The sequence below is a fragment of the Roseibium algae genome (assembly GCF_037783265.1).
Classification (GTDB): domain Bacteria; phylum Pseudomonadota; class Alphaproteobacteria; order Rhizobiales; family Stappiaceae; genus Roseibium; species Roseibium algae.
In genome coordinates, this window is record NZ_JBAKIA010000031.1 from 1 (window position 1) to 24,156 (window position 24,156).

General features: G+C 55.8%; 21 protein-coding genes and 1 tRNA gene. 18 read left to right on the forward strand and 4 right to left on the reverse strand.

The window, feature by feature from the left end; translation table 11 throughout:
* Positions 1-235 precede the first annotated feature (235 nt).
* Together V6575_RS22590 and V6575_RS22595 are read right to left on the reverse strand one after the other, a co-directional pair.
* Positions 236-2,023 carry an ATP-binding protein gene (locus V6575_RS22590; RefSeq protein ID WP_340277696.1) on the reverse strand — a complete coding sequence of 596 codons (1,788 nt, stop codon included), beginning with the start codon at positions 2,021-2,023 and terminating at the stop codon, positions 236-238.
* A gap of 2 nt (positions 2,024-2,025) precedes the next feature.
* Complete coding sequence (locus V6575_RS22595) at positions 2,026-3,147, reverse strand: hypothetical protein (RefSeq protein ID WP_340277698.1); 1,122 nt, start codon at positions 3,145-3,147, stop codon at positions 2,026-2,028.
* A 519-nt stretch (positions 3,148-3,666) separates the two neighbouring features.
* Between V6575_RS22595 and V6575_RS22600 the strand changes: the two genes are divergently transcribed.
* Both V6575_RS22600 and V6575_RS22605 read left to right on the forward strand, forming a co-directional pair.
* The gene (locus tag V6575_RS22600) at positions 3,667-4,719 is read left to right on the forward strand and encodes a hypothetical protein (RefSeq protein WP_340277700.1); all 1,053 of its coding nucleotides are present in this window, start codon (positions 3,667-3,669) and stop codon (positions 4,717-4,719) included.
* A 13-nt stretch (positions 4,720-4,732) separates the two neighbouring features.
* Positions 4,733-5,359: a phage distal tail protein, Rcc01695 family gene (locus V6575_RS22605; protein ID WP_340277701.1), complete on the forward strand. Its 627-nt coding sequence runs from the start codon at positions 4,733-4,735 to the stop codon at positions 5,357-5,359.
* Between the two features lie 103 nt (positions 5,360-5,462).
* Here V6575_RS22605 and V6575_RS22610 read toward each other — a convergent pair whose 3' ends face one another.
* A complete protein-coding gene (locus V6575_RS22610; RefSeq protein WP_340277702.1) occupies positions 5,463-5,705 on the reverse strand; it encodes a hypothetical protein in 243 nt (80 codons plus the stop codon).
* Here V6575_RS22610 and V6575_RS22615 point away from each other — a divergent pair, their 5' ends adjacent.
* From V6575_RS22615 to V6575_RS22640, 6 genes are all read left to right on the forward strand, one after another.
* On the forward strand, positions 5,706-6,590 hold the full coding sequence (locus V6575_RS22615; RefSeq protein WP_340277704.1) for a DUF2163 domain-containing protein: 885 nt from the start codon (positions 5,706-5,708) through the stop codon (positions 6,588-6,590).
* A complete protein-coding gene (locus tag V6575_RS22620) occupies positions 6,587-7,051 on the forward strand; it encodes an NlpC/P60 family protein (RefSeq protein ID WP_340277705.1) in 465 nt (154 codons plus the stop codon). Before V6575_RS22615 ends, V6575_RS22620 begins: the two co-directional genes overlap by 4 nt.
* Entirely contained in the window at positions 7,051-11,016 is a 3,966-nt protein-coding gene (locus tag V6575_RS22625) for a baseplate multidomain protein megatron (protein WP_340277707.1), read from the forward strand. The genes V6575_RS22620 and V6575_RS22625 overlap by 1 nt, the downstream gene beginning before the upstream one ends.
* Positions 11,013-11,741: a DUF2793 domain-containing protein gene (locus V6575_RS22630; protein WP_340277708.1), complete on the forward strand. Its 729-nt coding sequence runs from the start codon at positions 11,013-11,015 to the stop codon at positions 11,739-11,741. The genes V6575_RS22625 and V6575_RS22630 overlap by 4 nt, the downstream gene beginning before the upstream one ends.
* Positions 11,742-11,918: 177 nt before the next feature.
* Positions 11,919-12,131, forward strand: a complete 213-nt coding sequence (locus tag V6575_RS23385; RefSeq protein WP_422785622.1) for a Com family DNA-binding transcriptional regulator — start codon at positions 11,919-11,921, stop codon at positions 12,129-12,131.
* Positions 12,076-13,026 carry a DNA cytosine methyltransferase gene (locus V6575_RS22640; protein WP_340277714.1) on the forward strand — a complete coding sequence of 317 codons (951 nt, stop codon included), beginning with the start codon at positions 12,076-12,078 and terminating at the stop codon, positions 13,024-13,026. The genes V6575_RS23385 and V6575_RS22640 overlap by 56 nt, the downstream gene beginning before the upstream one ends.
* Positions 13,027-13,192: 166 nt before the next feature.
* Here V6575_RS22640 and V6575_RS22645 read toward each other — a convergent pair.
* Positions 13,193-13,282, reverse strand: a tRNA-Ser gene (locus V6575_RS22645).
* A 767-nt stretch (positions 13,283-14,049) separates the two neighbouring features.
* On the opposite strand from V6575_RS22645, the gene V6575_RS22650 reads away from it, so the two are divergent.
* From V6575_RS22650 to V6575_RS22695, 10 genes are all read left to right on the forward strand, one after another.
* Positions 14,050-15,192 carry a septal ring lytic transglycosylase RlpA family protein gene (locus V6575_RS22650; protein ID WP_340277716.1) on the forward strand — a complete coding sequence of 381 codons (1,143 nt, stop codon included), beginning with the start codon at positions 14,050-14,052 and terminating at the stop codon, positions 15,190-15,192.
* A 76-nt stretch (positions 15,193-15,268) separates the two neighbouring features.
* Positions 15,269-16,483 (forward strand): D-alanyl-D-alanine carboxypeptidase family protein, encoded by a 1,215-nt coding sequence (locus V6575_RS22655; protein WP_340277719.1) that lies wholly within the window; start codon positions 15,269-15,271, stop codon positions 16,481-16,483.
* 47 nt (positions 16,484-16,530) lie between these two features.
* Entirely contained in the window at positions 16,531-17,235 is a 705-nt protein-coding gene (gene tmk, locus V6575_RS22660; RefSeq protein WP_340277720.1) for a dTMP kinase, read from the forward strand.
* Positions 17,219-18,295 (forward strand): DNA polymerase III subunit delta', encoded by a 1,077-nt coding sequence (locus V6575_RS22665; RefSeq protein ID WP_340277722.1) that lies wholly within the window; start codon positions 17,219-17,221, stop codon positions 18,293-18,295. Before tmk ends, V6575_RS22665 begins: the two co-directional genes overlap by 17 nt.
* Before the next feature lie 101 nt (positions 18,296-18,396).
* Positions 18,397-19,953, forward strand: coding sequence for a methionine--tRNA ligase (metG, locus tag V6575_RS22670; protein WP_340277724.1), 1,557 nt, complete (start codon positions 18,397-18,399; stop codon positions 19,951-19,953).
* 50 nt (positions 19,954-20,003) lie between these two features.
* Positions 20,004-20,825 (forward strand): TatD family hydrolase, encoded by an 822-nt coding sequence (locus V6575_RS22675; protein WP_340277725.1) that lies wholly within the window; start codon positions 20,004-20,006, stop codon positions 20,823-20,825.
* A complete protein-coding gene (locus V6575_RS22680; protein ID WP_340277726.1) occupies positions 20,822-21,628 on the forward strand; it encodes an MBL fold metallo-hydrolase in 807 nt (268 codons plus the stop codon). The genes V6575_RS22675 and V6575_RS22680 overlap by 4 nt, the downstream gene beginning before the upstream one ends.
* Before the next feature lie 139 nt (positions 21,629-21,767).
* Entirely contained in the window at positions 21,768-22,322 is a 555-nt protein-coding gene (locus tag V6575_RS22685) for a regulatory protein RecX (RefSeq protein ID WP_340277727.1), read from the forward strand.
* A gap of 165 nt (positions 22,323-22,487) precedes the next feature.
* Positions 22,488-23,483: an IS30 family transposase gene (locus V6575_RS22690; RefSeq protein ID WP_340277729.1), complete on the forward strand. Its 996-nt coding sequence runs from the start codon at positions 22,488-22,490 to the stop codon at positions 23,481-23,483.
* A 65-nt stretch (positions 23,484-23,548) separates the two neighbouring features.
* Positions 23,549-24,067: a hypothetical protein gene (locus V6575_RS22695; RefSeq protein WP_340277731.1), complete on the forward strand. Its 519-nt coding sequence runs from the start codon at positions 23,549-23,551 to the stop codon at positions 24,065-24,067.
* Positions 24,068-24,156 lie beyond the last annotated feature (89 nt).

Genomic DNA, 24,156 nt, shown 5'->3' on the forward strand with positions numbered 1-24,156 from the left:
CGCAGGAACAAGCAACTGAATGGCTCTGGACTTACAACAACGAGCGACCCAACATGGGCATTGGCGGCATCACCCCCGCCATGAAACTCAAAATGGCCGCGTGAATTCTACCACTGAGCCCCACTAAAAATGGGGAGATTACCGTGGAAGCGCTGTCGACCCTGAATAGTTACTTAAACAAGTGAAAACGAAACATTCAGACCCGGGAAACGCAAAATCGAGATTTCAACAATGTTTATTCTTGCCAGATGTCGCCTAGGTTAACGTCGCTGCTATCTGGCCCGCGTTCATTAGGAAGCTTATCAATCTGCATTAACATCGGTATTTCAAAAGTTGTGCCTGTAACCACGCAAGCTCCCTGTGGCAATGTGGGGATCTGGCTACGGGAAACACTGTCGAGAGTTGAGATCGTGTTTTCAAGCAGAGCAAGGTCTCTATCATTCACCAGACGGTGGATGAAATAGTTATGTAGCTGCGACACGATTGTCGGTGATATATCCGCTGGCCTCTGGCTCGCCAGAGTAATGAATATTCCGAACTTTCGGCCTTCCTTAATTATCTCCTCAAAGAGTTCCAGCCGGTAATCTTTCCAACTCTCAGTTTCCCTGTTTGACTGTTGAGACAGGATGTTATGAGCCTCATCGATCACAAGATGAAGTGTTGTCATCGGCGGAGAGGCAACTTCATCCTTGTGCTGCTCATAGTAGTGCTTAGCCATCAATATGGGCAGTATCTTCTTTATGTCCTGCTTGCATTCACGAAGCGATATAACCGTAACAACAGGTTGCTCCCCAGCGTCATCGCTAACCAAAATGACCTTAGAGAAGTCTTCTTTAAATGCATCTATGCGCCTCAACAGTGGTTGAATGTGCTCATATTGTGCCGAGCCTGAAAGCACATCGCGAATTATTTGAAGATTTGTGCGGATTTGCAATTCGTCGAAACCTGACACATTTTCTAAATTGAGATCATCGATTTTCGAGCCAAACTCATTTTCGTAATAATTTGCATCATTTGCTAGATAGCCCCAATTGTTAGCCTGTAGAACAACATGGAAGGAGTTTACATTTGGGCCACTCCTCAAGTTCACTTGATCAAGCGATTTAATCAAATCATCACAATTTGGCATGCTCCGTGCTAACAACTTAAGCAGCTCTAGTGCTTCAGTATTCGGGGCTTGGGATGTAAGTACACGTTTAAATGTTGCACTTATATACCGGCCTAAACTTCCCTGAACGTCGATGAATTTTTTCCGACCTGCAATAACTCTACGAAGGAACGGTCGTTGTGTGTTCGCAGTGGCTTGAAAAAGAATTCCGAGAGTTTCTGCATCCCAAAATTCGTTCTTGAGCAGGGTGAATTTGTCGCCGCCGTCCCCTCGCGTTTTGAGCCTAATTACACACTTGTGTTCGGGGTCTGCAAGTTGACCGCCTGTGTATTCGCCGTTGAAGTCCAGAAAAACGAATTTGCTACGGTTTCCGATAGCCTTAATCTTGTTATCAAAGAGTACTGTGTAGAGCTTGGTTAGCGTATTTGACTTACCGCTTCCGGTATTACCAAATATCCCCAGATGAGAATTAAATATTCGATCCCACGGCAGAGAAACAGGCAAGTCCTCTTTCAACAGCTTTCCGATAATATATTTTTCCGCGGCTCTGCGTTCGAATATACTGCTGACTTGACCTTCTGATAGGAGCCTTGCCGTATCACCGATCTTTGGGAGAAACTTAATTCCGTCCTTGAACGTGTCATCCTCAAAGTAACCAATTGGGCGAGCCTTCAATTTCCTGATGTAGTTTTTGTTTGCTCCGTCTTGTTCGGTATTCCGCTCATCAAGGTACTCACCTTCTATAGTGCAGATTACTTCTCGGAACCCGTGCTCGATGGCAATAAACTCTCTAATAGAAATGCCTTTGTATCGCTTCCCGCTGTGGAAATGGGTTTCAAGATTGGAGTTTTCGAAAGCCCTAATTGAAACTTCGACGCCGATTACGGCTATCACTTCGCCTATTGTAATGGTCATTTTCACAAAGGCTCTTCATTGCTTAAGGTGAGGACCTGCTCATTGAATGCAGTAAAGTCGAGAATTCCGTCGACAGTTATGAATTCAACGTTTTCAAATCCCTTGAACTTCACATGCATTTCTCCTTTTGTCTTTTCGGAAAAACAACAAATAAAGAGCTGAAGGCTTGGGTTCGAAAGAGAGCGCTTCACAAGATTAAGAATGTGCTCATCGGCGAAGGAGAAACCAAACGCGATAAACACAGTGTCCGGTTTTTCAAGCTCATAGCTCAACAACCGGAGCATTTGATAATAATGTTCTTCGAATACAGTCTCATGAAACTTCCACTTCGTCGGGTTTACGACTGGAAGAGCATCGTAACTACTTTGAAATTTTACATTGGCGTCATGATCGACGTGCAAGGCAAGCGCAACCAAGTCTGTATCTGTTTTAGTCTCATCGGACAGGATCGCTTTGAACTCAGCATTCACTCTACAAGGAACGTCGCTCACTCGTTTTGAAGCACGTTTAATGTCGTAAGAAATCTCGATATTCTCGCCATCTTTGTACCAGTAGACGCTACCGTGCAATTGTATAAGATTGACTTGCGGTACGCTTTTCGAGTGTCTGTCAAAAACGCCGTGGTCTTGATAGTATCGTCCGAAGTTTTTGGCATTTAAAGTCCGCTTGATAAAGCCTGTGCCGCCTTCGTTCAGGTGAAAGTCATAAGAACCTAAACGCATCATTTCTTCGGCCGTGTGTGCAATCATCCCATCGTAATTGGTGGTGAAGATGTTCGCTCTATTTTTGTGCTTTTTTTTGCTGAGAATTTTTAGAACTGTACCAAGAAAGATTTTGTAGTTCTCGATTACTTTTCTTTGCGGACCAAAGGGAAAAAATTTAAAATCTGGATCGTATTTTGCCGCTGGCGATATCACCTCCTGAACATACCACGAGAAGAGGTGAGCAGAGATGTTGGTGTTTGACGCAAACTTGGTTGCCAGCGTCTCAACAGTGTGGGCCTGTTTGGAAACGTCATCCTTCAAGCTTAATGCGAGAGTAGGCAGAAGACCGTGAGAAGCTCCTGAACCGATAAGAAAATTGAGATTCTTGTCATAAATGTCTGACTTATCAATTTTTGACAAAACGCACTCGCCTTTTAGTTGAATGATTCGAAATAAGGTACCTTTTCACTAATTTGCATGGCGTTTCAAGCCTCGCCCGTGCGCGTCACTGCCAACACACACCCATCCCCCGTCCGGGGGACACCCATCCCGCTCATTCCCGCCCTAAAATCCCAATCCTCAGGCCGCTGCACCCGCGCACCCGCGTGGGTGTTTTCGCAAACTCGTGCGCGCGAGACTGGGCGGCCAGAGCGCCTGAGAGCCGATGAGCCCCTGATAACCTATGAGCGCCTGAGCCGAGAGCGCCCGTGAGCGCCCCTGAGTGCCAGCGCTCTGGAAATGAGTGGATCCCCGATCAAGTCGGGGATGACGGTGGGAGGGGGCAGGCACCGGACCAAGTCCGGGATGACCGTGGGATGACGGTGGGAGGGGGGCAGGCACCGGATCAAGTCCGGGATGACCGTGGGATGACCGTGGGAGGGGGCTGGTCCCGGATCAGGTCCGGGACGGGAGCGGCTGGGATTTTGAAAGGAGCGCATCATGACCTTGCGGCTGGACATGTTGGCCACGCTGGATGCCAGCGGAGTGCGCAAGGGGGCGGCGGAGGCCAAGCAGGCGCTCGCGGATCTGGGGCAGACCGGCGCCGAGGTGTCCAAAGCCCAGAGCGCCGAGGTTGCCAAGGTGACCGGGGCCTTCCAAGGCACCGGAGAGGCCGTGAAAGAGCTGACACGCGCCATTCCGGAACTGACGATCACGCTGGATGACACGGCTGGGCGCAGCGGGTCCACCGATGCGGCACGGACCAACGCGCTGGCAACGCTGGAAGCGGAGATCCAGATCCGGGATCTGGGCATCAACGCCCTGGGATCCGAGGCGGATGCCATTCGGGCGAATGCGCTGGCGATCAATGAGAGCACAAACACCCTTGAGCAGAACCAACTGGCCTGGGACACGGTGCGCTCCGCCGGGACAAGCGCCATCGACACGCTGGTGAACAAGCTGTCGCGTGGGGATCTGTCCGGGGCCATTCAGGCCGTCACCTCGGATCTGTCGCAAATGGTCTTGATGCTGGGGGCGGCCAATCCTTTGAAGAACGCGCTGTTCGGCAGCAACCTGCCGACCCTGTCGTCCACTGGCGGGCTGCTGTCCGGGTTGTTTGGCGGTGGTTCTGGTGTTTCCAGTGCGGTCTCGGCGGCAACGCTCAACCTTTATGACCAGGGCGGGGCGACGCTTTCCGGCAATGACAATGACATTGCCGGTCTGGTTCACCGCAACGAATATGTCTTTGATGCAAAGTCCACACGGGCCATCGGCGTTCCGGTTCTGGAGGCGCTGCGGAAAGGAGTGCTCAAAGGTTATCAAACGGGCGGTCTGGTCACCACGGAGCCGATGAGCTTGCCGGGGTTTTCTGGCGCACCCAGGTCATCGACCGCCCAAGGTATCAATAGTTCAACTGCGCCGAGCAATGAAGATCGCAGCGGCAACGTCACCATCAACATCACCACGCCGGATGCCCAGAGCTTCCGGGCCTCGCGCACCCAGATCGCCGGTGAGTTCGCCCGCCTGACGGCCAAAGGCCAACGCGGGCTTTAGGAGGGGGCATGTAATGGCGGATTTTGATGAGGTTCAGTTTCCGGTCATCGTGGCGCGCGGGGCAAGTGGCGGGCCCGAACGGCGGACGGAGATCGTCGAGCTGACCTCCGGCCATGAAGAACGCAACACCCCCTGGGCGGACAGCCGCCGCAGCTATGATGTGGGCTCGGGCATTCGAAGCGCCGATGACCTGGCCGATGTGGTGGCCTTCTTCGAGGCGCGCTCCGGACGCCTGCGCGGCTTCCGCTTCAAGGATTGGTCGGACTTCAAGTCTTGCAAGCCATCCGGGGAGATCTCGGAGACAGATCAGTTCCTCGGCGTTGGTGATGGGGACACAACGGCCTTCCAGCTGGTGAAGGCCTATAGCTCTGGCGGGCGCAGCTGGTCGCGGGGAATTTCCAAGCCGGTGGCGGGGTCGGTTGTGGTCGCTGTCGGCGGTGTCTCGCAGGGATCGGGTTGGTCGGTGGACACCAGCACCGGGTCGATCACCTTCGACGTTGCCCCGACCTCCGGCAATGTCACCGCAGGCTTTGAATTCGATGTGCCCTGCCGTTTCGATACGGATCAGCTGCAGACCACCTTGCGCATTCACCGCCTCGGCGAGATCCGCGCCATTCCCATTGTGGAGGTGCGGATATGAGGGGATTTGGGTTGTGTTTGCTGGTCACTCCGGCGTCATCCCGGACCCTGATCCGGGATCCACTCGTTTGCAGAGCAGGCGTGTGTGGCCTGAGCTTCTCCATTTATGCCTTAGCGGCAATTTGCGCGGGCATGGCCCGCAGAAGATGCGCTGGATCCCGGATCTGCGGTGCAGCTGCGCTGCCCTTGTCCGGGATGACGGCGCAGGGATGGTTTGTGCGCAGCAAGGAAAAACACCCGGTGCCTGCTGGCATCGCAAGCGCGACGGCGCGTCGGAGCTTTTGCTCCGCCCCGTCTGGAGGGCAGCGCTTTGCGCGATGCGCCCGTGAAGACAGGGGAACCTGCATATGAAGACCGTTCCAGCAAGCATGCAGGCCGCGCTTGATGGCCGGGCCACCACCCATGCCCGCTGCTGGAAAGTGGAGCGCCGGGACGGGTCGCTGTTTGGGTTTACTGATCACGACCGGACGTTGGTCATTGGCGATCTTTCCTTCGAGGCCGCCAGCGGCTTCACCGCCACCTCCATCGAGTCCAGCCTGGGTCTTGCCGTCGACAATCTCGATGTGGAAGGGGCGCTGTCGTCTGCCTCGATCACGGAAGACGACATTGCGCGGGGCCTTTGGGACGATGCGGTGATCGAGGTCTGGCTGGTGGACTGGACCGACACCAGCAACCGGCTGCTTCTCAGGAAAGGCAACATTGGCGAGATTTCGCGGGGCCCGACCGCCTTCATGGCCGAGCTGCGCGGGTTGGCGCATCGGCTGGGCCAGACCACTGGCCGTCAATTTGACCGGACCTGCTCCTGGGAGCTGGGCGATGGCAAATGTAAAATTGCCCTGGCAGGCTGGATCTCGGCCGGGGTGGTGGTCACCGCTTTTGATTTCCGCAGCTTCACCGTCTCGGGGCTGGAGGGCAAAGACGATGGTCTGTTCCAGCGCGGGCTGGTGACCTGGACCAGCGGCGCAAATACCGGTCTTCAAATGGAGGTTAAACGGCATTCAAAGGTGGATGAGACCGTCATGCTGGAGCTGGTTTTGCCCATGGCGGACATGATCGCTCCCGGTGACGGCTTTACGGTCCAGGCTGGCTGCGACAAGACCTGGGCGACCTGTCAGGCGCGGTTCGGCAATGGCGACAATTTTGGTGGCTTTCCCCATATGCCCGGCAATGAAGTGGTTATCGGCTATGCGGACAAGGACGATCTGAACGATGGTGGGAGCCTGTTCAGATGAGTGACAATCTCCGCCTCGAAGTCATCACGGAAGCCCGCAGCTGGATCGGCACGCCCTATGTGCATCAGGCCGCAACCAAGGGCGCTGGCTGTGATTGCCTCGGCCTGGTGCGCGGCGTCTGGCGCGAGGTCATGGGATCAGAGCCGGAGACACCGCCGCCCTATACGCGGGACTGGGCGGAACGGTCTGGCCGGGAGACACTCAAGGAAGCTGCATCCCGCCACATGGATCCGGTGCCGGTCGATCAGGCTGGTCCTGGCGATGTCCTGCTCTTTGCCTTCAGGTCAGGATTGCCTGCCAAACACTGCGCCATCCTCGTCACCGCCATGGATGATCCGGCACCTCGCATCCTCCATGCCCATGAGCATTTGCCCGTCGCGGAAGTGGCGCTGGTGCGCGGATGGAAACGACGGATCCGCTTTGCGTTTAGATTTAGAGACCTGCCCGCGAGGACCAAATAATGGCGACATTGGTTCTCGGCGCAGCGGCAACAGCCTTCTCCGGTGCCATTGGCGCTGGCACATTTACCTCTGCCCTGATTTCAGGGGCGGCCACGGTCGCCGGGGCCTATGCGGACAATCTTCTGGCTTCAAGCCTGTCACCCAGCCAGCGGCAATCTGTCGAAGGTCCCAAGATCTCGGACCTGCGCCTGCAGACCTCGACCGAAGGCGCGGCCTTGCCGGAGGTCTATGGCCGGGTGCGGATTGCCGGGCAGGTGATCTGGTCCACACGGCTGAGGATGGAAGTCTCCACCTCGACGGAGACGGTCGGTGGCAAGGGGCTGGGCGGTGGCCAGAAGGTCTCGACGACCACCTATCAGTATTTTGCCAATTTCGCGGTGGGTCTCACGGAAGGGCCGATCATCGGCATTGGCCGGGTTTGGGCCGATGGCAAGCTGCTGAATCTGACCGGGATTACGCATCGTGTGCATAGCGGGTCTGATGATCAGCAACCGGACCCTCTGATCGAGACCAAGGAAGGCGTGGCCCCGGCCTATCGGGGCACCGCCTATGTGGTGTTCGAGGATCTGATGCTGGAAGAGTTCGGCAACCGCATTCCCCAGCTGGAATTTGAAGTGTTCCGGCGGGTTGGCCAATCGGTCGAGGATGAAGTCCAGGGCATGGTGGTCATTCCGGGCGCGGGCGAATGGGTTTATGCCACCGAGCCGGTGCGCAAGAATGATGCGGAGACGGAAGGTTCGACCACGGCGGAGAACGTCAACAACCAGATCGGCGGCACGGACTGGTCGGTCGCCATGGATGATCTGGAGCGGACTTGCCCGAATGCCAAATCCGTACTGCTGGTGGTGGCCTGGTTCGGCACGGACTTGAGGTGCGGGGCTTGCCAGATCCGGCCCGGTGTCGAGTTCGGCGCGGACAAAGTCAATGAGCCACTGAGCTGGTCGGTCCATGGTGAGAGCCGCGCAGATGCCTATGAGGTCTCAAGGGCAGCAAGCAATCCGGATCGTCCGGCCTATGGTGGCACGCCGTCTGACCAGTCGGTGGTGCAGGCGATCCGGGATCTGAGGGAACGCGGCATCGAGGTGGTGCTCTATCCGTTTTTGCTGATGGACATTCCGGAAGGCAATGGGCTGCCCGATCCCTATGGGGCAACTGAACAGGCGGTCTTGCCGTGGCGTGGCCGGATCACCTGTCATCCGGCACCCGGACAGCCGGGAACCGTCGACAAGACGGCCACCGCAAAGACCCAGGTGGATGGGTTGTTTGGAACGGTGGCCGCAAACCAGATCAGTGTGGCTGTGAATGCGGATACGGGTGCCGTCTCGACCAGTTACAGCGGCCCGTCCGAATGGTCTCTCCGGCGCATGGTGCTGCATTATGCCAGCCTCTGCGCCGCGCTGAATGCGGCAGAGCCAGGCACGGTCAGCGGCTTTGTCATGGCCTCGGAACTCAGAGGCCTGACATCAATCCGCAGTTCGGCTTCCAGCTTTCCGGCGGTGGATCAGCTTGTGAGCCTGGCGGGGGATTGCCGGTCAGTTCTCGGATCCGATGTGGCCCTGACCTATGCCGCCGACTGGTCCGAATATCGCGGCTTTGCGGCGGATGACGGTTCCGGCGATTTCTATTTCCATCTGGATCCGCTGTGGGCGAGCGCCGACATCGATGCGGTCGCCATCGACAATTACATGAAGCTGTCGGACTGGCGCGATGGCACCACCCATCTGGATGCGCTCGCCGGTTGGTCCTCGATCCATGATCCGGATTATCTCAAGAGCAATGTGGAAGGCGGCGAGGATTACGACTGGTATTATGCCAGCGAGGCCGACCGCACGGGACAGATCCGAACAGCGATCACCGATGGGCCAGTTTCGAGTGAAGATGGTAAGCCCTGGGTCTATCGGGCCAAGGACTTCCGGAACTGGTGGCTGAACCAGCACCATGACCGGCCAGGCGGGATTGAGCAAGCCAGCCCAACGGACTGGGTGCCGCAATCCAAGCCGATCTGGTTCACCGAATACGGCTTTCCGTCTGTCGACAAGGCCACCAACCAGCCGAACGTCTTTGTCGATCCCAAGTCCTCGGAAAGCGCCTGGCCTTACTTTTCCAATCGCCAACGGTCGGACGCGATCCAGCGGCGGGGCATAGAGACGGTCTTGCGTTACTGGCAGGCTGATGCTGGCAACAATCCGGTGTCGGGCGTCTACGGCGAGCCGATGCTGGATCTGTCTCGCTCGTTCCTCTGGACCTGGGATGCGCGGCCCTATCCGGCCTGGCCGTATCAGCTGGAGGTCTGGGGCGATGGCGACAATTGGCCCATGGGTCATTGGGTGCAGGGCAAGTTCGGGGCGGTGGATCTGGCAGCGCTGGTCGAGCACATCTGCGCGCAAGTAGGCTTTACGGCGATTGATGTGTCCGAGCTTCAGGGCATTGTCACCGGCTGGTACCGGGCGTCGATCACGACGCCGCGCGCCCAGCTGCAGACCCTGGCTCAGCTTTACCGGTTTGATGCGGTGGAGAGTGAAGGGCTGATCCGCTTTGTGCCTCGCGGCGGGGCGACACGGGCCACAATCAAAGAACAGCAGCTGGCAGCTCCGGACCGCAGACAAGCCGACTGGTCCATGACGCGAGCCCAGGAGACCGACCTGCCGGTCAAGGCCTCCCTGTCTTACTTTGATGCGGCGAGCGACTATCGTCAGACCAGTTCCAATGCCGGACGGCTGACCGGCTCATCGGAGCGGATTGAAAGCGTGTCGGCTCCTGCTGTGATCGAGACCGCAGAGGCCGAGGGCATGGTCGAGGCCTGGTTGCTGGAACGCTGGGTCGGGCGGGAGCAGGCGAGCTTTGCCTTGCCGCCATCCATGATCCGGCTTGATCCGACCGACACGGTGGCGCTGGAGGTCGGCGGCAGGGCGCGGGATCTGCGCTTGTCGCGGATTGTCGATGCAGGTGCCCGGCAATGCGAGGCTGTGGCCGTTGAGCGGTCGGTTTACTCGATCCATAGCGGTTCATCGCGGCCCTCGACACCAGCGGCCATTCCAAGCTATGGGCCTGCGGTTCTGGAGGTTCTGGATCTTCCGGTCATTGAGGAAAGCCAAGTCGAACACCGGCCCTGGCTTGCCGCCACCGCCAGCCCCTGGGCAGGCGTGCGGGTCTTGGAAGGAAGCCGAACCGTCGGCAGTGTCATTGCACCGGCCACGCTTGGGGTGACGACCACGGATCTGTCCAGTGGCACGGTGTTTCGGTTTGATCGGGCGAATGCCCTGACCGTCAAACTGGCTTATGGCACCCTGGCCTCCATGTCCGAGGCCGAGCTGCTGGAAGGCTCAGACAACGCGCTGGCGGTGCAAAACGCGGACGGGGACTGGGAGATCCTGCAGTTTGCCAGCACCGATCTGGTCGCAGCTCAGACCTGGCACTTGTCCGGTCTGTTGCGCGGACGGCGCGGAACGGAGCATGCGATGCGGGATCCGGTTGTCGCCGGGGCGCGGGTGGTGTTGCTCGATGGGGCGCTTTCACAGGCCGATGTGCCTTTGTCGGACCGGGGCATTCAGCGCACGTGGAGCTATGGCCCGGCACCTGCGCCCTCGACCGACAGCAGTTTTAAAACCCGTTTAAACAGGTTTGAAGCAGAGGCTTTAAGACCTTTTGCGCCTGTGCATTTGAAGGGCACTCGCAATCTTTCCGGGGATCTGACGCTGAGCTGGATCCGGCGCGTTCGGCGCAATGGCGGTTGGCTCAATGGCACGGATGTGCCGTTGATCGAGGCGAGCGAGGCTTATGAGCTGGAGATCATGAGCGGCGGATCGGTGGTTCGGACGGTCTCGGGTCTGACATCGGCCGCACACATTTACACGGCTTTAGATCAGGTCGCGGACTTTGGTTCTGCGCAGTCATCCATCCACATCCGCGTCTATCAGATTTCGGACGCCATTGGACGCGGCATTCCAGCGGAGGCAATTCTATGACCAGCACGGCACGCCTGAACTTGCCCTATATTGCGGCCAGTCAGGCCCAGAAGGAAGTCACCCACAACGAGGCGCTGGCGCGGATCGACGCCCTGGCGCATCTGGTGATCCTCGATCGGGATCTCAGCGCGCCACCGGCAGCAAACGAGGGCGACTGTTACCTGGTGGCAACTGGTGGCAGCGGAGACTGGGCCGGGAAGGACGGCCGGATCGCAAGCTATGCTGACGGGGCCTGGGCGTTCTATGCGCCAGCGCTCGGGATGCTCGCCTATGTCGCTGACGAGGGCACGTTGTCGGTCTATACGGCTTCCGGCTGGAAGGATTACGGGGCACTGCTGTCCAGCGTCGCCACCGTGTCGAGGTCGGTGTCAGGTGCGGAAAGCCGGATCGGGACGGTGGAGGAAGAGTTGAGCCTCAGCGGGGCGTCTGTCTCCAGCTCGATTGTCATCCCGGATCGGTCCATCGTCTTCGGTGTCAGCTGCCGAACCACCGAAGCCGTCACCGGGGTCTGGCAGTATCATGTCGGGATTGCCGGGGAGGCCGAGAAGTTCGGCGGATACCTCGGCATTGCCGAAGGTTCCACCAACGCCGGTGTCATCGGGCCGCAGGCGTTCTATGCGGACACGCCCATCCTCATCACCGCCAACGGCGATACGGGGAGTTTTACCGGCGGCAAGGTCCGGGTGGTGATCCATTACTTCCTGCCCATTGTTCCGCAGGAGTGACGTGCCAAAGGAGGAATGGCCATGCCGTGAACACGGGTGGTCCGGACCCGAATACAGATCCGGACAGCGGGCCTGATCGCCAAACCAAGTGCCCGCCCAGCAGTGATAGAAGATAACCGCCGCACCCGCTGCTCGCGCGAGCCGGACGAGTGTCGGTGATTCTCTTCAAGGGTTCCAATGCAAGATATTCGATGCGGCAGCTGCAACGCTCTGCTGTTCAAGGCTGGACAAGACGCCATTGTCGGCGATATCCAGATCAAGTGCCGCCGATGCGGCACATTCAATCACCTGAGGCCACCCGAGCCCTCCAGGGAACGCCAAGATGCTGATCAGCATGAGCGTCCACAACGGAGATCAACGTGTGGCTCTTTATCCCGAAGCAAAACCTGAACCTCTCAGCGGATTGTCCCTGTGCACCGGCGTTGGCGGACTGGAGCTCGGCCTCCATGTCGCAGAACCCGGATATCGAACTGTTTGTTATGTTGAGCGAGAAGCCTGCGCTGCGGCCACCCTCGTGGCGCGGATGGAAGACAAGGCCCTGGATCACGCGCCTGTGTGGGACGATGTCAAATCCTTCGACGGCAGACCGTGGCGTGGCAAACTTCATATCCTCACTGCCGGATATCCCTGCCAGCCGTTCTCGGCCTCCGGAAAGCAGCGCGGCAAAGACGACCCCCGGCACCTGTGGCCGCACGTTGCCCGGATCATCCGCGAATGCGAACCCGAATGGGTCTTCTGCGAAAACGTCGAGGGACATCTGGACCGTGGATTTGAGCAGGTCGCCGGGGAGTTGCAGGCAATGGGTTATAGCCTCAAAGCGGGATTGTTCTCGGCGGCTGAAGTTGGCGCGTCCCACATCCGGAAGAGGCTCTTCATATTGGCCCACGCCGACGACAAGTCTTTATTGCTGCCGGACGGACATCCTGATCGAGGAGGGGGCGTTCCGCTTCAGGACCGCAATCGACCAGAAGGGCAGCCAGCACGCCATCGGCAATGCAGCACGGGTGTGGACAACTTTCTGGCTGATGATGAAGGGACTGGGGCTGACCAGCCTGCAAAATCCGCACTACCCGTCTTCGCGCCCGCTCCATGTGACCTTGAAGCCTGGAACACGCACCTGTCCGGGCGACTGGACCTTCAACCCGAACTTCTCGGACTGGCTGATGGGCTGGCCAATCGGGTGGAGCGATCCAGAGCAGCCGGTAACGGAGTTGTCCCCCTGGCTGCAGCGCATGCGTGGCGCACTCTCAGGGCAGAGTTTCTAATAAGGGAAGGGGGAGGCTAGAAAAGAAGGCGAAACGCAATCCAAATCGGTTGCCATTCGTTCTTGCGCGAAATGCCATCCGAACTTGCGCGCTACAACTTGCGCGCTACAGCAATCAGCCGCCGAAGAAACCGGTAATGAAGATGACCCTCACCAGACGCTAGCGGTTCGTAGATATATGGGGGAATGGCGGAAGAGGTGGGATTCGAACCCACGGAACGCTTGCACGCTCGCTGGTTTTCAAGACCAGTGCCTTCAACCACTCGGCCACTCTTCCATTAGCACCCGTTTCACGTTTTATCGCTGTTTTGTCAAGCGGTGTTGGCCGGAGATGTTAAAGTCTCTTTTGGAAAACTTGAAAACGAACTGATTTGGCATCGTCAGAAGGCATTCGAAGCCGCTGATCCAGTATCGTGGGCAGGAATGGATCAGCGGCTTAGCCTGAATTCGAAGTTCAGGCGTTGCGTCCGGAAGTTGGGCAAACCGGAGCGCAACAAGACAACATTAGGTCGTATCGATTTTACAAAATGTGATTGAAATCACAACGTCGGCGATCTATCGAAAGAAATTTCTATTTTTTCATAATGCCTTAGGCCTTTCATGCTGCTTGTCCCATGGCTGTTGGGACTGCACTGGAACCGTCTATCATATTGAACCGCTGCGGAGCGCAACATTGAAATATACTGCCGAGGGACGCAGTCCGAACGGGGGTGTTCAATACAAGCGTTATCGGCAGTATTTTTCGGGTGGTTTGTCGCCCTGTACACTGACAGAGTTGAGCTCTTGAGATTATCAGGCCAATTTTGAAGCGAGTGGTGGATGAAGCAGGTGCTCATCATTGTAAAACTCGACCGCGTCTTCAGGATAGGTTAAGAAAGTTTTGCTTTAAAGAAACGGCATGTGCCTAAGCGGGGGCTGGGTGCAAGTTGGTTGATAAGGTCGTGCCTATGACGGCGTGACAAGTTAGACCTAGGCCATAGTCGGTTCATGAGTAGAAAATCGTGTCTGCACGGGGCCGTCAGCGCGTAGTGAGTAGGACGACAAATGCTAGGGATGGGCGATCTGGGCAGCAGTTTGGCTGCAAGAGGACAGGGTTTATCTGTCTTCCATAAGGCGCTTGCTGGCATCTCTGTGAAAACCATGCGCAATTTGCTTCTCGTGAGCGTTTCCGCCGGTTTTTTGGCGGCTTGCGGTACGACGCCCACACCGACAACAAAAGCAAAATTCAGCCCTAAAAAATATGGCGTCAAGGGCAGCCCGCAGATGGTCTCCGCCAGCAGCAAAACAGTTCCCAAGGGCGGCGGGCGATATGTAGTTGGCAAGAAGTACAAGATTGCCGGAAAATGGTATTATCCCAAGTTGGATCCCAACTATAAAAAAGTCGGTCTGGCATCCTGGTATGGACCGACATTCCATGGCAGGCAGACAGCCAATGGCGAGATTTTTGATCGTGGCGCACTCACAGCAGCCCATACGACCATGCCCCTGCCATCCTATGCAAAAGTGACAAATCTTGAGAACGGCCGGTCCATGATTGTCCGTGTGAATGACCGTGGTCCGTTCCATGGCAATCGGGTTATCGATCTTTCCGAACGAGTTGCCACCCTCTTGGGCACCAAGGGTCAGGGCGTGGGCAAGGTCAAGGTTGAATATGTCGGCAAGGCCCGCATGGACGGCCATGACGAGCAATACCTTCTGGCGTCCTATTCCGGCCCCGGTTCTGTTGCGCCTGGCGGCACAGTTCCAGGGACCATGTTTGCTCAGTTGGAAGCCCCGGTTCGCGCGCCATCGGCCCGACCTTACGGAGCTGCAACGCTTGTTGCTTCTTTGCCAAGGAGCTCGGAATCCAGCTATCAGGTTGCCTACGATCCGGCCATCGCCTTTGAAGCCAGCGCTTCAACTATCCGTGTTGCCTCGGCCAACACGTTTTCAAACCCACTCGCCGTTAACACAGGCATTGTAGCCACACCTGCAGCTTATGCAGAGCCTATACGCTCACCAGAGCCAGGCGTTTTGGGTGTTTTGAATGTTCCAGCGCCCGCGTCCCCACGCAGCATTGTTCCGGGCAGCGCTATTTCATCCTATACCGCAAAAAACCGGATTGACGGTGCCCACAGCGCATTGCTTGCTCAGGGGCAGGGCGGTGTCTCGCTTCGTATGCTTGCAACGGCTCAATCGAAACTCTGATCGATTTAACCTTGCGTTTTCTGGCAGTTCGCGCGAATTTCCGGGAAGATATATGGCATAGTGGAAGAGAGAGACCGTGGGCCGGGTCAACTCCATCGTTCATTTGATCTTATTCGTCACTCGGTTGCTGGCTTGTTTTGTCGCGTTGGCATGTCTGGCGTCGGTACCAACACTCGCCGACACTCTTGGAACTCGTGCCCCAATTGCTCTTCTGTCTGAACCCGAGAGCGGAACCATTCTTTTCGCCAAGCAAGCCGACAAGGTGTTTGCGCCGGGATCTCTGGCCAAGGTGATGACAGCTGCGACAATCTTCAAGGCGCTTCAAGATGGCGAGTTGACAGAGGGCCAGCTGTGCAGAGTATCAGAACATGCTTGGCGTACAGGTGGAGCTCCTTCGCGAACATCGACAATGTTCGCATCAATTAAATCTGAAATTTCTGTAGCTGATTTGCTGAATGGACTGCTGGTTCAAAACGCCAATGATGCTGCGATCATCTTGGCTGAATGTCTGGACGGATCAGAAGACGCCTTCGCCAAGCGGATGACTGACTATGCTCAGACCCTCGGAATGAGACGCAGCCGCTTTGCCAATCCGACCGGCTTTGAAGTGGATAAGAACGCTGAAACCAAGACTGGTGTTGCAAAGTCCACGACAACAGCACGGGATCTGGCACGCCTTGGAACGGAGATTCTGGCTCAGTATCCGACCTATTATGACTTGTTTGCATTACCCGATTTTACCTGGAACAAAATTTACCAGCGCAACAAGAATTCTCTTCTTGGGGAAATACGAAATCTGGACGGGTTTGGCGTCGGTCAGTCAGTTGGCGATGGATATGTCGGGCTGGCATCAGTCAATCGGAATGGTCGACGTATCGTTGCTGTCGTGGCTGGGTTGTCCTCGGAGAAAAACCGATTGACGGCCATGCGCGAGGTTGTTGAAGGGGCATGGGATTATTTCCAGACCCAGACTCTATATAAAGGCGGGGTGGAAATTGCTGAAGCCCGCGTCTTTGGCGGAACCAGTTCCCGCGTTCCGCTCAAGACCATATCGGACGTGAATGTTCTGCTACCACTTGGAGGAACGCTGGACTATCGCCTGCGTGTTGTCTATTCGGGGCCATTGAAAGCTCCGGTCGAAGCTGGAAAAATTGTCGGCGAACTCAGGGTCATCGGCAAAGACGGCATTCTCTATCGGAGCGACTTGCAGACCGGAGCAAGTGTTCCGCGCGCAGACATGGGCGGTCGGGCATTGGGTAGCATTCAGGAACTGCTGTTCGGTTGGTTTTAAGTTTTTAAATATACATGACGGCATTCCATTTGGAATGTCAGGGAGACATGGACTTGCAGGGACGTTTCATTACTTTTGAAGGCGGTGAGGGAGCTGGGAAAACCACTCAAATCTTGCGCTTGCAGAATCGTCTGAAAAGCCTTGGCCACCATGTTGTTGTCACCCGTGAACCAGGTGGATCACCAGGCGCTGAAAAAATTCGGCATATGCTGTTGTCCGGGGATGCAAAAGACCTGAAGCCACGCGGCGAAGCAATGCTTTTTGCTGCAGCGCGCGCTGATCACATCGATCATACGATTGAGCCCGCCTTGTCTCGCGGCGACTGGGTGCTTTGCGACCGATTTGCCGATTCAACAAGGGTTTATCAAGGGGAGGCGGGCGTCGATCCGGCGTTTCTCGATCTGCTGGAAATAGCAGCTGTGGCTGGAATGATGCCAGACCTGACAATCCTGGTTGATATTCCAGCAAGCGTTGGGCTGGCTCGGGTCTCTAAGCGGGCCGAGACAACAGCAGCTGGCGGACCGGACCGGTTCGAGATTGATGACCTTGCTGTTCATGAGCGCCGTAGGTCCATGTTTCTCGAGCTTGCTCTCCAACATCCATATCGGTTCGTGGTGATCAATGGCGAGCAAGATTTGGATGCGACGGAGGCGAACATCTGGCACGCCGTCGTTCGGCATTTCAGTGAGTTAGGTTCGAAACAAGCAAAGTCAGAAATGATCGGAGCGCCGGACCATGGCCAAAGCGCCTGAGATCAAGATCACGCCCGAAGTTGATGCACTGCCCGATATGCCTTTGCCAAGGGAGCGAACCCGGCTGATCGGTCACAGGGAAATAGAGCGCGAGCTGTTGGACGCCTATCGATCAGAAAGGCTTCATCATGCCTGGATACTTGGCGGACCGAAGGGCATAGGCAAGGCGACTCTGGCTTTCCGGTTTTCCCGTTTCGCGATTGCCAATCCGGATCGCTTCGGTCCCGCTGTTGCCCAAGCACAAGACCTGGGACTGCCCGTCGATCATCCCGTAGTCCGGCAAGTTGCCAGCGGTGCAAATCCGAATATTTTGCATCTGCGCCGTCCCTGGGACGAAAAGGGCAAGCGCTTCAAATCCGAACTGCCAGTCGATGTTATACGCAAGACCATCTCGTTCTTCGGTACCACCGCCTCAGGCTCTGCCTGGCGGATCTGTATCGTGGATGCCGCCGATGACATGAACATAAGTTCCGCAAATGCACTGTTGAAGGTCCTGGAAGAACCGCCGTCACAGTGTTTGTTCCTCGTGCTGTCCCATGCGCCAGGCAGGTTATTACCCACGATCCGTTCGCGCTGCAGGCGTCTGGATCTGTCGCCCTTGTCTGGGGACGAGATCGCCGAGGGCCTCAATGATTTGTGCCCGGATGATCTTCCCGATGCAGCAGGAATGCACGACCTTGTCGGCTTCGCTGATGGCAGCTTGCGCTCCGCGTTGACGCTTCTGTCAGGCGATGGCCTTGCTATCAATAAAGGCTTCGTGAAACTGGCGGAACAGGCGCCGAATGTCGATCTGATCGCGCTTCATGGACTTGGTGACCTTGTTGCCGCCCGTGGCAAAACCGACAATTGGGAGAGTTTTCTCCATATTGCTCGTCAGTGGCTGCATGGCCGGATGAAATCAGAAGCCTCCGGCGGTCCTGAGCGCCTTGTCAGTTGGGCAGACATGTGGGAAAAGATGAACCGCGCAGCGGCGGATGTCGATGCCCTTAATCTCGACAGAAAACAGGTTGTGCTCGACGTGTTCCGAAACCTCTCAAATATCATGCGAATGCCCGCCTGAACCGGCGCAGATCCTGCTCGTACGGTTCAAGCTGATTTCTTCACGAGAGTGATATCCTCCTTTATTTTTCGGCCCACTTGGGCCTCATATGCAAGAGCGTCATGACCGACCGACAGAGTTATTACATCACGACCGCAATCTCCTATCCCAATGGAGCGCCGCACATTGGCCATGCCTATGAAGCGATTGCGACCGATACAATGGCGCGGTTCCAGCGTCTTGATGGCAAGGACGTCTACTTTCTGACCGGGACGGATGTCCATGGGCAGAAGATGCTGCAAACTGCACAGAGAGAAGGCATCACTGCCGCTGAGCTGGCTGACCGGAATTCAGACCGGTTTCAGGCAATGGTCGAAGCTCTTGGCTGCACCAACAATGATTTCATCCGCACCAGCCAGGAACGCCACCATGCAGCTAGCCAGGAAATCTGGCGCCGGATGGCCGCCAATGGTGACATCTACAAGGACAGCTACTCCGGTTGGTATTCGGTTCGGGATGAAGCCTATTATCAGGCAGATGAAACCGAAGTGCGCGCAGACAACGTACGCTATGGCCCGCAAGGCACTCCGGTCGAATGGGTCGAAGAGGAAAGTTACTTCTTCAAGCTGTCAAAATATGAAGACAAGCTGCTGGCACTTTATGATGACCAGCCAGATTTTATCGGTCCGAACGAGCGGCGCAATGAGGTCACCAGCTTCGTCAAGGGTGGCTTGAGAGATCTTTCTATATCGCGCACAACCTTTGATTGGGGCGTTCCAGTTCCCGGCGATGAAAAGCATGTAATGTACGTCTGGGTCGATGCGCTGACCAACTACATCACCGGGCTCGGCTTTCCCGATGAAGACAATCCGCTTTGGAAGCATTGGCCAGCTGATGCACATATCATCGGCAAGGACATCATTCGGTTTCACGCGGTCTATTGGCCTGCCTTCCTGATGTCCGCAGGCCTTGAATTGCCGAAGCGTGTCTTCGCTCATGGCTTCTTGTTCAACAAGGGCGAGAAAATGTCGAAGTCCATCGGCAATGTCATCGACCCGATGAACCTGATTGCCGCCTATGGCCTGGATCAGACCCGATATTTCTTTTTGCGAGAAGTGCCTTTTGGCAAGGATGGTAACTACAGCCACGAAGCAATTGTGAACCGGATCAATGCAGATCTGGCCAATGACCTTGGCAACCTTGCCCAACGCTCCCTGTCGATGATCGCCAAAAACTGTTCCAACACGCTGCCGCAGCCGGGCGACTTCAGCCCTGAAGACCAGGCGATTCTAGCGCAGGCTGATGCCATGTTGGAAACCTGCCGGGTAGCCTTCGCCAAACAGGAAATACATATTGGCCTATCGTGCATTTGGGACTGTGTTGCTGAGGCAAACCGCTATTTCGCAGCCCAGGAACCTTGGGCTTTGAAAAAGACCGATCCGGACCGCATGGGCACTGTGCTTTATGTAACCGCCGAAGTTATCCGGCAAATCGCGATCCTGGCACAGCCCGTGACACCGACCGCAGCCGGACAGCTCCTGGATAATCTGTCCTTGTCACCTGAAGCTCGGACCTTTGCCACACTGGGCCAGGATCACCGCTTGGTGCCCGGCACCGACATTCCAAAGCCTGAGCCGGCGTTTCCTCGTTATGTGGAGCCGGAAACGGCTGGCGCATAGGCCAATTCGCCCTACATAGACAATTACCACTGTTCGATTGACGGAATAACATGCTTGTAGACAGCCATTGCCATCTCGACTTTCCTGATTTCGACGGTGAGCGCGATGACCTCATCGCCCGGGCCCATGAAGCAGGCGTCGATCTGATGGTGACCATTTGCACCCGGATCAGGAAGTTCGACCAGGTGCTGGCTGTCGCAGAGCAATATGACAATGTCTATTGCTCCGTCGGCACCCATCCGCACCAGGCTGGTGAAGAACGCGGCATTCCGGCCTCGGAGATCATTGAACTGGCCAAGCACCCGAAAGTCGTGGCGATTGGCGAGGCGGGACTGGATTACTTCTATGACAAGGCCCCAAGAGATGCGCAGGAAGAAGGTCTGCGCATTCACATTGCAGCAGCCCGTGAAACAGGATTGCCCCTGGTAATCCACTCACGCGATGCAGATGACGACATGGCAGCCATCCTTGAAGACGAAATGGGGAAGGGGTTTTTCCCCGCTCTTCTCCACTGCTTTTCCTCAGGCAGAGACTTGGCCCTGAAGGCTGTCGACCTAGGGCTTTACGTGTCTTTTTCCGGCATTTTGACCTTCAAACGATCTGAAGACATTCGTGCAATCGCCAAGGAGCTGCCAGCTGATCGACTACTGGTGGAAACCGACGCGCCGTATCTTGCGCCGCAGCCACGCCGGGGCAAGCGCAATGAACCTGCCTATACCGCAATGACCGCTGCGGTTCTCGCCGAAACACGAGGTGTCTCACCGGAGGAAATTGCAGCACAAACGACGGATAATTTCTTCCGTCTATTTTCCAAAGTACCCAAACACCTCAAGGTCTCGAAACCAGCAGATACAAGCGCCGGGGCTGCATGAGCGATACTCTCACAGTCACGATATTGGGATGTGGGTCTTCCGGAGGTGTTCCCCGGATCGGCAATGACTGGGGGGCTTGTGATCCGGAAAACCCGAAGAACAACCGGAAGCGCTGCTCCATTCTGGTTGAGCGTATATCCTTGTCTGGAACGACAGCTGTCTTGATTGATACGGGTCCTGATTTGCGCCAACAGATGCTGGATGCCGACATTCAAAATATCGATGCTGTGCTCTACACCCACGCCCATGCAGATCATCTCCATGGCGTTGACGACCTGAGAATGTTTTCAATCCGGCATCGCAAGCGGATGCCAGCCTATATGGATGAAACAACTTATCAGCGCGCTGATCTTGCGTTCGGCTATTGCTTCCGAACACCTGAGGGCTCGTCTTATCCGCCAATCCTTGAGCGGCACACTTTGCAAAATGGCGCAGAGGTAACAGTTGATGGGGAAGGCGGACCGTTGGCGTTTTTGCCCATAGAAGTTCAGCACGGCGAGATCAAGGCCCTGGGTTTCAGGTTCCACGACATTGCTTATTTGCCAGATGTGTCAAGCATTTCAACGGAAGCAGCAGCACATTTCGCAGACTTGGACGTCTGGATCTTGGATAGCCTCCGCCGCACCCCGCACCCAAGCCACTTCAATCTCGATGATGCCTTGGCCTGGATCGAAAAACTGAGACCGAAATGCTCCATCTTGACCAACATGCACAATGATCTTGATTACGAGCCCCTGACAAACGAACTGCCAGTAAGTGTATCTCCAGCCTTTGATGGACTGAAATTTAGCCGAAAAATTTGAGTTATTACCTGCGTAAGTAATTGAATTTATTTAATATTTTATTACGTTGCTACAATATAGAGATAAACTTTGATCTTGTCTCTATCTTCAGTGAGTAACAGATCTGGAAGAATCTTCCTGAAATGAATAAACTCATTTGATGTTCAGCGACAGCAAGAAACCGAAGCAAAAGCCGGCTGGCAAGCGCTACAAGTTGCCGACAGAAGACCGCTTGACCCGCTCTGCTGTCCATTATCTCCAGAGATATGCAACGTCCGCTGAAAACTTGCGCCGAGTGTTGAACCGGAAAGTCATGCGCGCGGCCCAGTTTCATGAACGCAGCCCATCTGATTTCGATGAGATGATTGAGACTGTTGTCACCAAGTGCAAGCGATCCGGCATGGTCGATGATGCCAAATATGCTGAGATAAAAGTCGCCAGTCAACGCCGACGTGGGCAGTCTCAGCGCCACATAGAAGCCAAACTCAGAGCCAAAGGCGTTCCGGCCAGTGTTGTGGTTACCGCCATCGAAGCGCAGGAAACATCAGACTTCGACGCAGCTCTGGTTCTGGCGCGCAAACGCAAGATCGGTCCATGGCGCATCAAAGGCCTGCGCGAAGATCACCGCGACAAGGACTTGGCCATCCTATGCCGCGCCGGATTTTCCTTCGACGTTGCCCGCAGGATCATAAGTGGTGATATCGATGATCTATGACACCAGATAGCAATGCCTCATGAGACCATCCATGTGATTGATGACTCTAGTTATTATAGTTCCATAATCTAAATTATGCGAAATTTGATTATAGCAGGGTGCGCGCTATTTCCAAGTGCGACTTCTGTTTGAAACCAATAGGTTATCAGACAGGAGGATTGTGTCATGGGATCAAAGTACCACCACCTTACCCTCGATGAACGTCGCAAGATAGAGCGCTGGCGCCAGGCGAAAGTGTCTCCGTGCAGTATGGCGAAGGCTCTTGGGCGTCACAGGTCTACGATTTTTCGTGAATTGAAACGCAATCATTTCAAGGATGATCAATGGCCTGACATCAACGGTTACTATGCCGTTGCGGCTCACGGAGACAGCGCCAAGCGTCGCTCGCGAAAGCGGAAACTGATAAAATACGCGGATTTGTGCCATCTGGTGGATGAGCGCATCAAGGCCGGTTGGACACCGGAACAGATTGCCGGGCGGATGCGTTTTGAAAATGCGGCTCTACGTGTGTGCCAGGAAACCATCTACCGCTATATTTATTCGAAGGAAGGCATGGCTAAAGAGCTTTGGTGGTATCTGCCCACCCATCGAAAATCACGTAAGCCGCGGCGCTCCAGAAAGCGCCTTCCGCCCAAATTCAATCGTCACGTCAGCATTTTATTCCGGCCCGACACTGTCGCACATAGACGGGAGTTTGGTCATTGGGAAGGTGATTTGATGCTGTTCAAACAGCACTTTGGCCAAAGCAATGTGACGTCCCTGGTGGAGCGCATGAGCCGGTTCACTGTACTATTGAAGAACGCCAACAGGAAAACCAAACCGGTTCTGGGCAAAGTCATCGAAGCGATCCGTCACCTGCCAATTTCGTCTCGCCAATCCATCACATTTGACAGGGGCACCGAGTTCGTTGGCTGGCCGCATCTTCAGGCAGAGATCGGAACACAAACCTGGTTCTGCGATCCCTCAGCGCCGTGGCAAAAAGGGACAGTCGAAAACACCAACCGGCGGGCCAGACGATGGCTGCATCGCCAACTGGATCTGAAACATGTCAGCCAGGCGGACCTCAAAGACATTTGTGACAGGCTCAACGACACGCCGCGAAAGTGCCTCGCATGGAAAACGCCAGCAGAAGTCTTCAAGCAGAAAATGCTGGAGACTTGAGAGACAGCCCCCTACCCTGAACCCCACAGAAGTCGCACTTCAACTATCGCTCACAATCCGGAACATTGAGAAAGCATCTGTCCGCGATTGATGCCCTTTACCGATCTGCCGAACGCCAAATTGGCGATGACTGCCTCTACCGTCTTTTGTTCGAATTGGACGTCCCGCTGATTGAAGGCGTCGCTTCCGGGTTCTTCAACGAAGAACGCAATCGTTCCATTCAATACGGCATCGACACGTCACAGCGTTGGAACAGTGCTAACCGGTTCTTGTTCGACGTCATGCAGCTCGGCATCGGCGTTGAAAAAGATAACGCCCGGGTCGTGTCGGCTCATGCATCACTGGTCCGCCTCGGCTTACAGCTGAAGAACCTTTCTCCGTCCCCTAGGAAGAAAAGTACACATGCCCTTCGGGCGTTGCCGTCGGTCGTGATCGAAGAACTTTACGACGTCGCGAACCCGGAAAGCCCGCGCAATCCGTTTCGGACCGACAAGGCGCGTTGGCGGAATTTCTGCATTGTGCTCGCAATGCTTCATCTGGGTCTGAGGACTCCAACGGCCTTGATCCAGCCCCTGACTGCCTGAGCTACGAACTCAGGTCCGTAATACCTTCGGAACGACGTTGATTGAGAGGCTATGAGCGCCTGTGCAGTCCCCAAACAGCACGCACTGGT

Excerpts from the sequence above, each read along its gene's own strand:
- V6575_RS22630 (WP_340277708.1), top strand. The coding sequence starts at position 11,013 with ATGACCAGCACGGCACGCCTGAACTTGCCCTATATTGCGGCCAGTCAG.
- V6575_RS23385 (WP_422785622.1), top strand. The coding sequence starts at position 11,919 with ATGCAAGATATTCGATGCGGCAGCTGCAACGCTCTGCTGTTCAAGGCT.
- V6575_RS22590 (WP_340277696.1), bottom strand. The coding sequence starts at position 2,023 with ATGACCATTACAATAGGCGAAGTGATAGCCGTAATCGGCGTCGAAGTT.
- V6575_RS22625 (WP_340277707.1), top strand. The coding sequence starts at position 7,051 with ATGGCGACATTGGTTCTCGGCGCAGCGGCAACAGCCTTCTCCGGTGCC.
- V6575_RS22600 (WP_340277700.1), top strand. The coding sequence starts at position 3,667 with ATGACCTTGCGGCTGGACATGTTGGCCACGCTGGATGCCAGCGGAGTG.
- V6575_RS22640 (WP_340277714.1), top strand. The coding sequence starts at position 12,076 with ATGAGCGTCCACAACGGAGATCAACGTGTGGCTCTTTATCCCGAAGCA.
- metG (WP_340277724.1), top strand. The coding sequence starts at position 18,397 with ATGACCGACCGACAGAGTTATTACATCACGACCGCAATCTCCTATCCC.
- V6575_RS22665 (WP_340277722.1), top strand. The coding sequence starts at position 17,219 with ATGGCCAAAGCGCCTGAGATCAAGATCACGCCCGAAGTTGATGCACTG.
- V6575_RS22615 (WP_340277704.1), top strand. The coding sequence starts at position 5,706 with ATGAAGACCGTTCCAGCAAGCATGCAGGCCGCGCTTGATGGCCGGGCC.
- V6575_RS22680 (WP_340277726.1), top strand. The coding sequence starts at position 20,822 with ATGAGCGATACTCTCACAGTCACGATATTGGGATGTGGGTCTTCCGGA.
- tmk (WP_340277720.1), top strand. The coding sequence starts at position 16,531 with ATGGACTTGCAGGGACGTTTCATTACTTTTGAAGGCGGTGAGGGAGCT.
- V6575_RS22610 (WP_340277702.1), bottom strand. The coding sequence starts at position 5,705 with ATGCAGGTTCCCCTGTCTTCACGGGCGCATCGCGCAAAGCGCTGCCCT.
- V6575_RS22685 (WP_340277727.1), top strand. The coding sequence starts at position 21,768 with ATGTTCAGCGACAGCAAGAAACCGAAGCAAAAGCCGGCTGGCAAGCGC.
- V6575_RS22675 (WP_340277725.1), top strand. The coding sequence starts at position 20,004 with ATGCTTGTAGACAGCCATTGCCATCTCGACTTTCCTGATTTCGACGGT.
- V6575_RS22620 (WP_340277705.1), top strand. The coding sequence starts at position 6,587 with ATGAGTGACAATCTCCGCCTCGAAGTCATCACGGAAGCCCGCAGCTGG.
- V6575_RS22690 (WP_340277729.1), top strand. The coding sequence starts at position 22,488 with ATGGGATCAAAGTACCACCACCTTACCCTCGATGAACGTCGCAAGATA.
- V6575_RS22650 (WP_340277716.1), top strand. The coding sequence starts at position 14,050 with ATGCTAGGGATGGGCGATCTGGGCAGCAGTTTGGCTGCAAGAGGACAG.
- V6575_RS22605 (WP_340277701.1), top strand. The coding sequence starts at position 4,733 with ATGGCGGATTTTGATGAGGTTCAGTTTCCGGTCATCGTGGCGCGCGGG.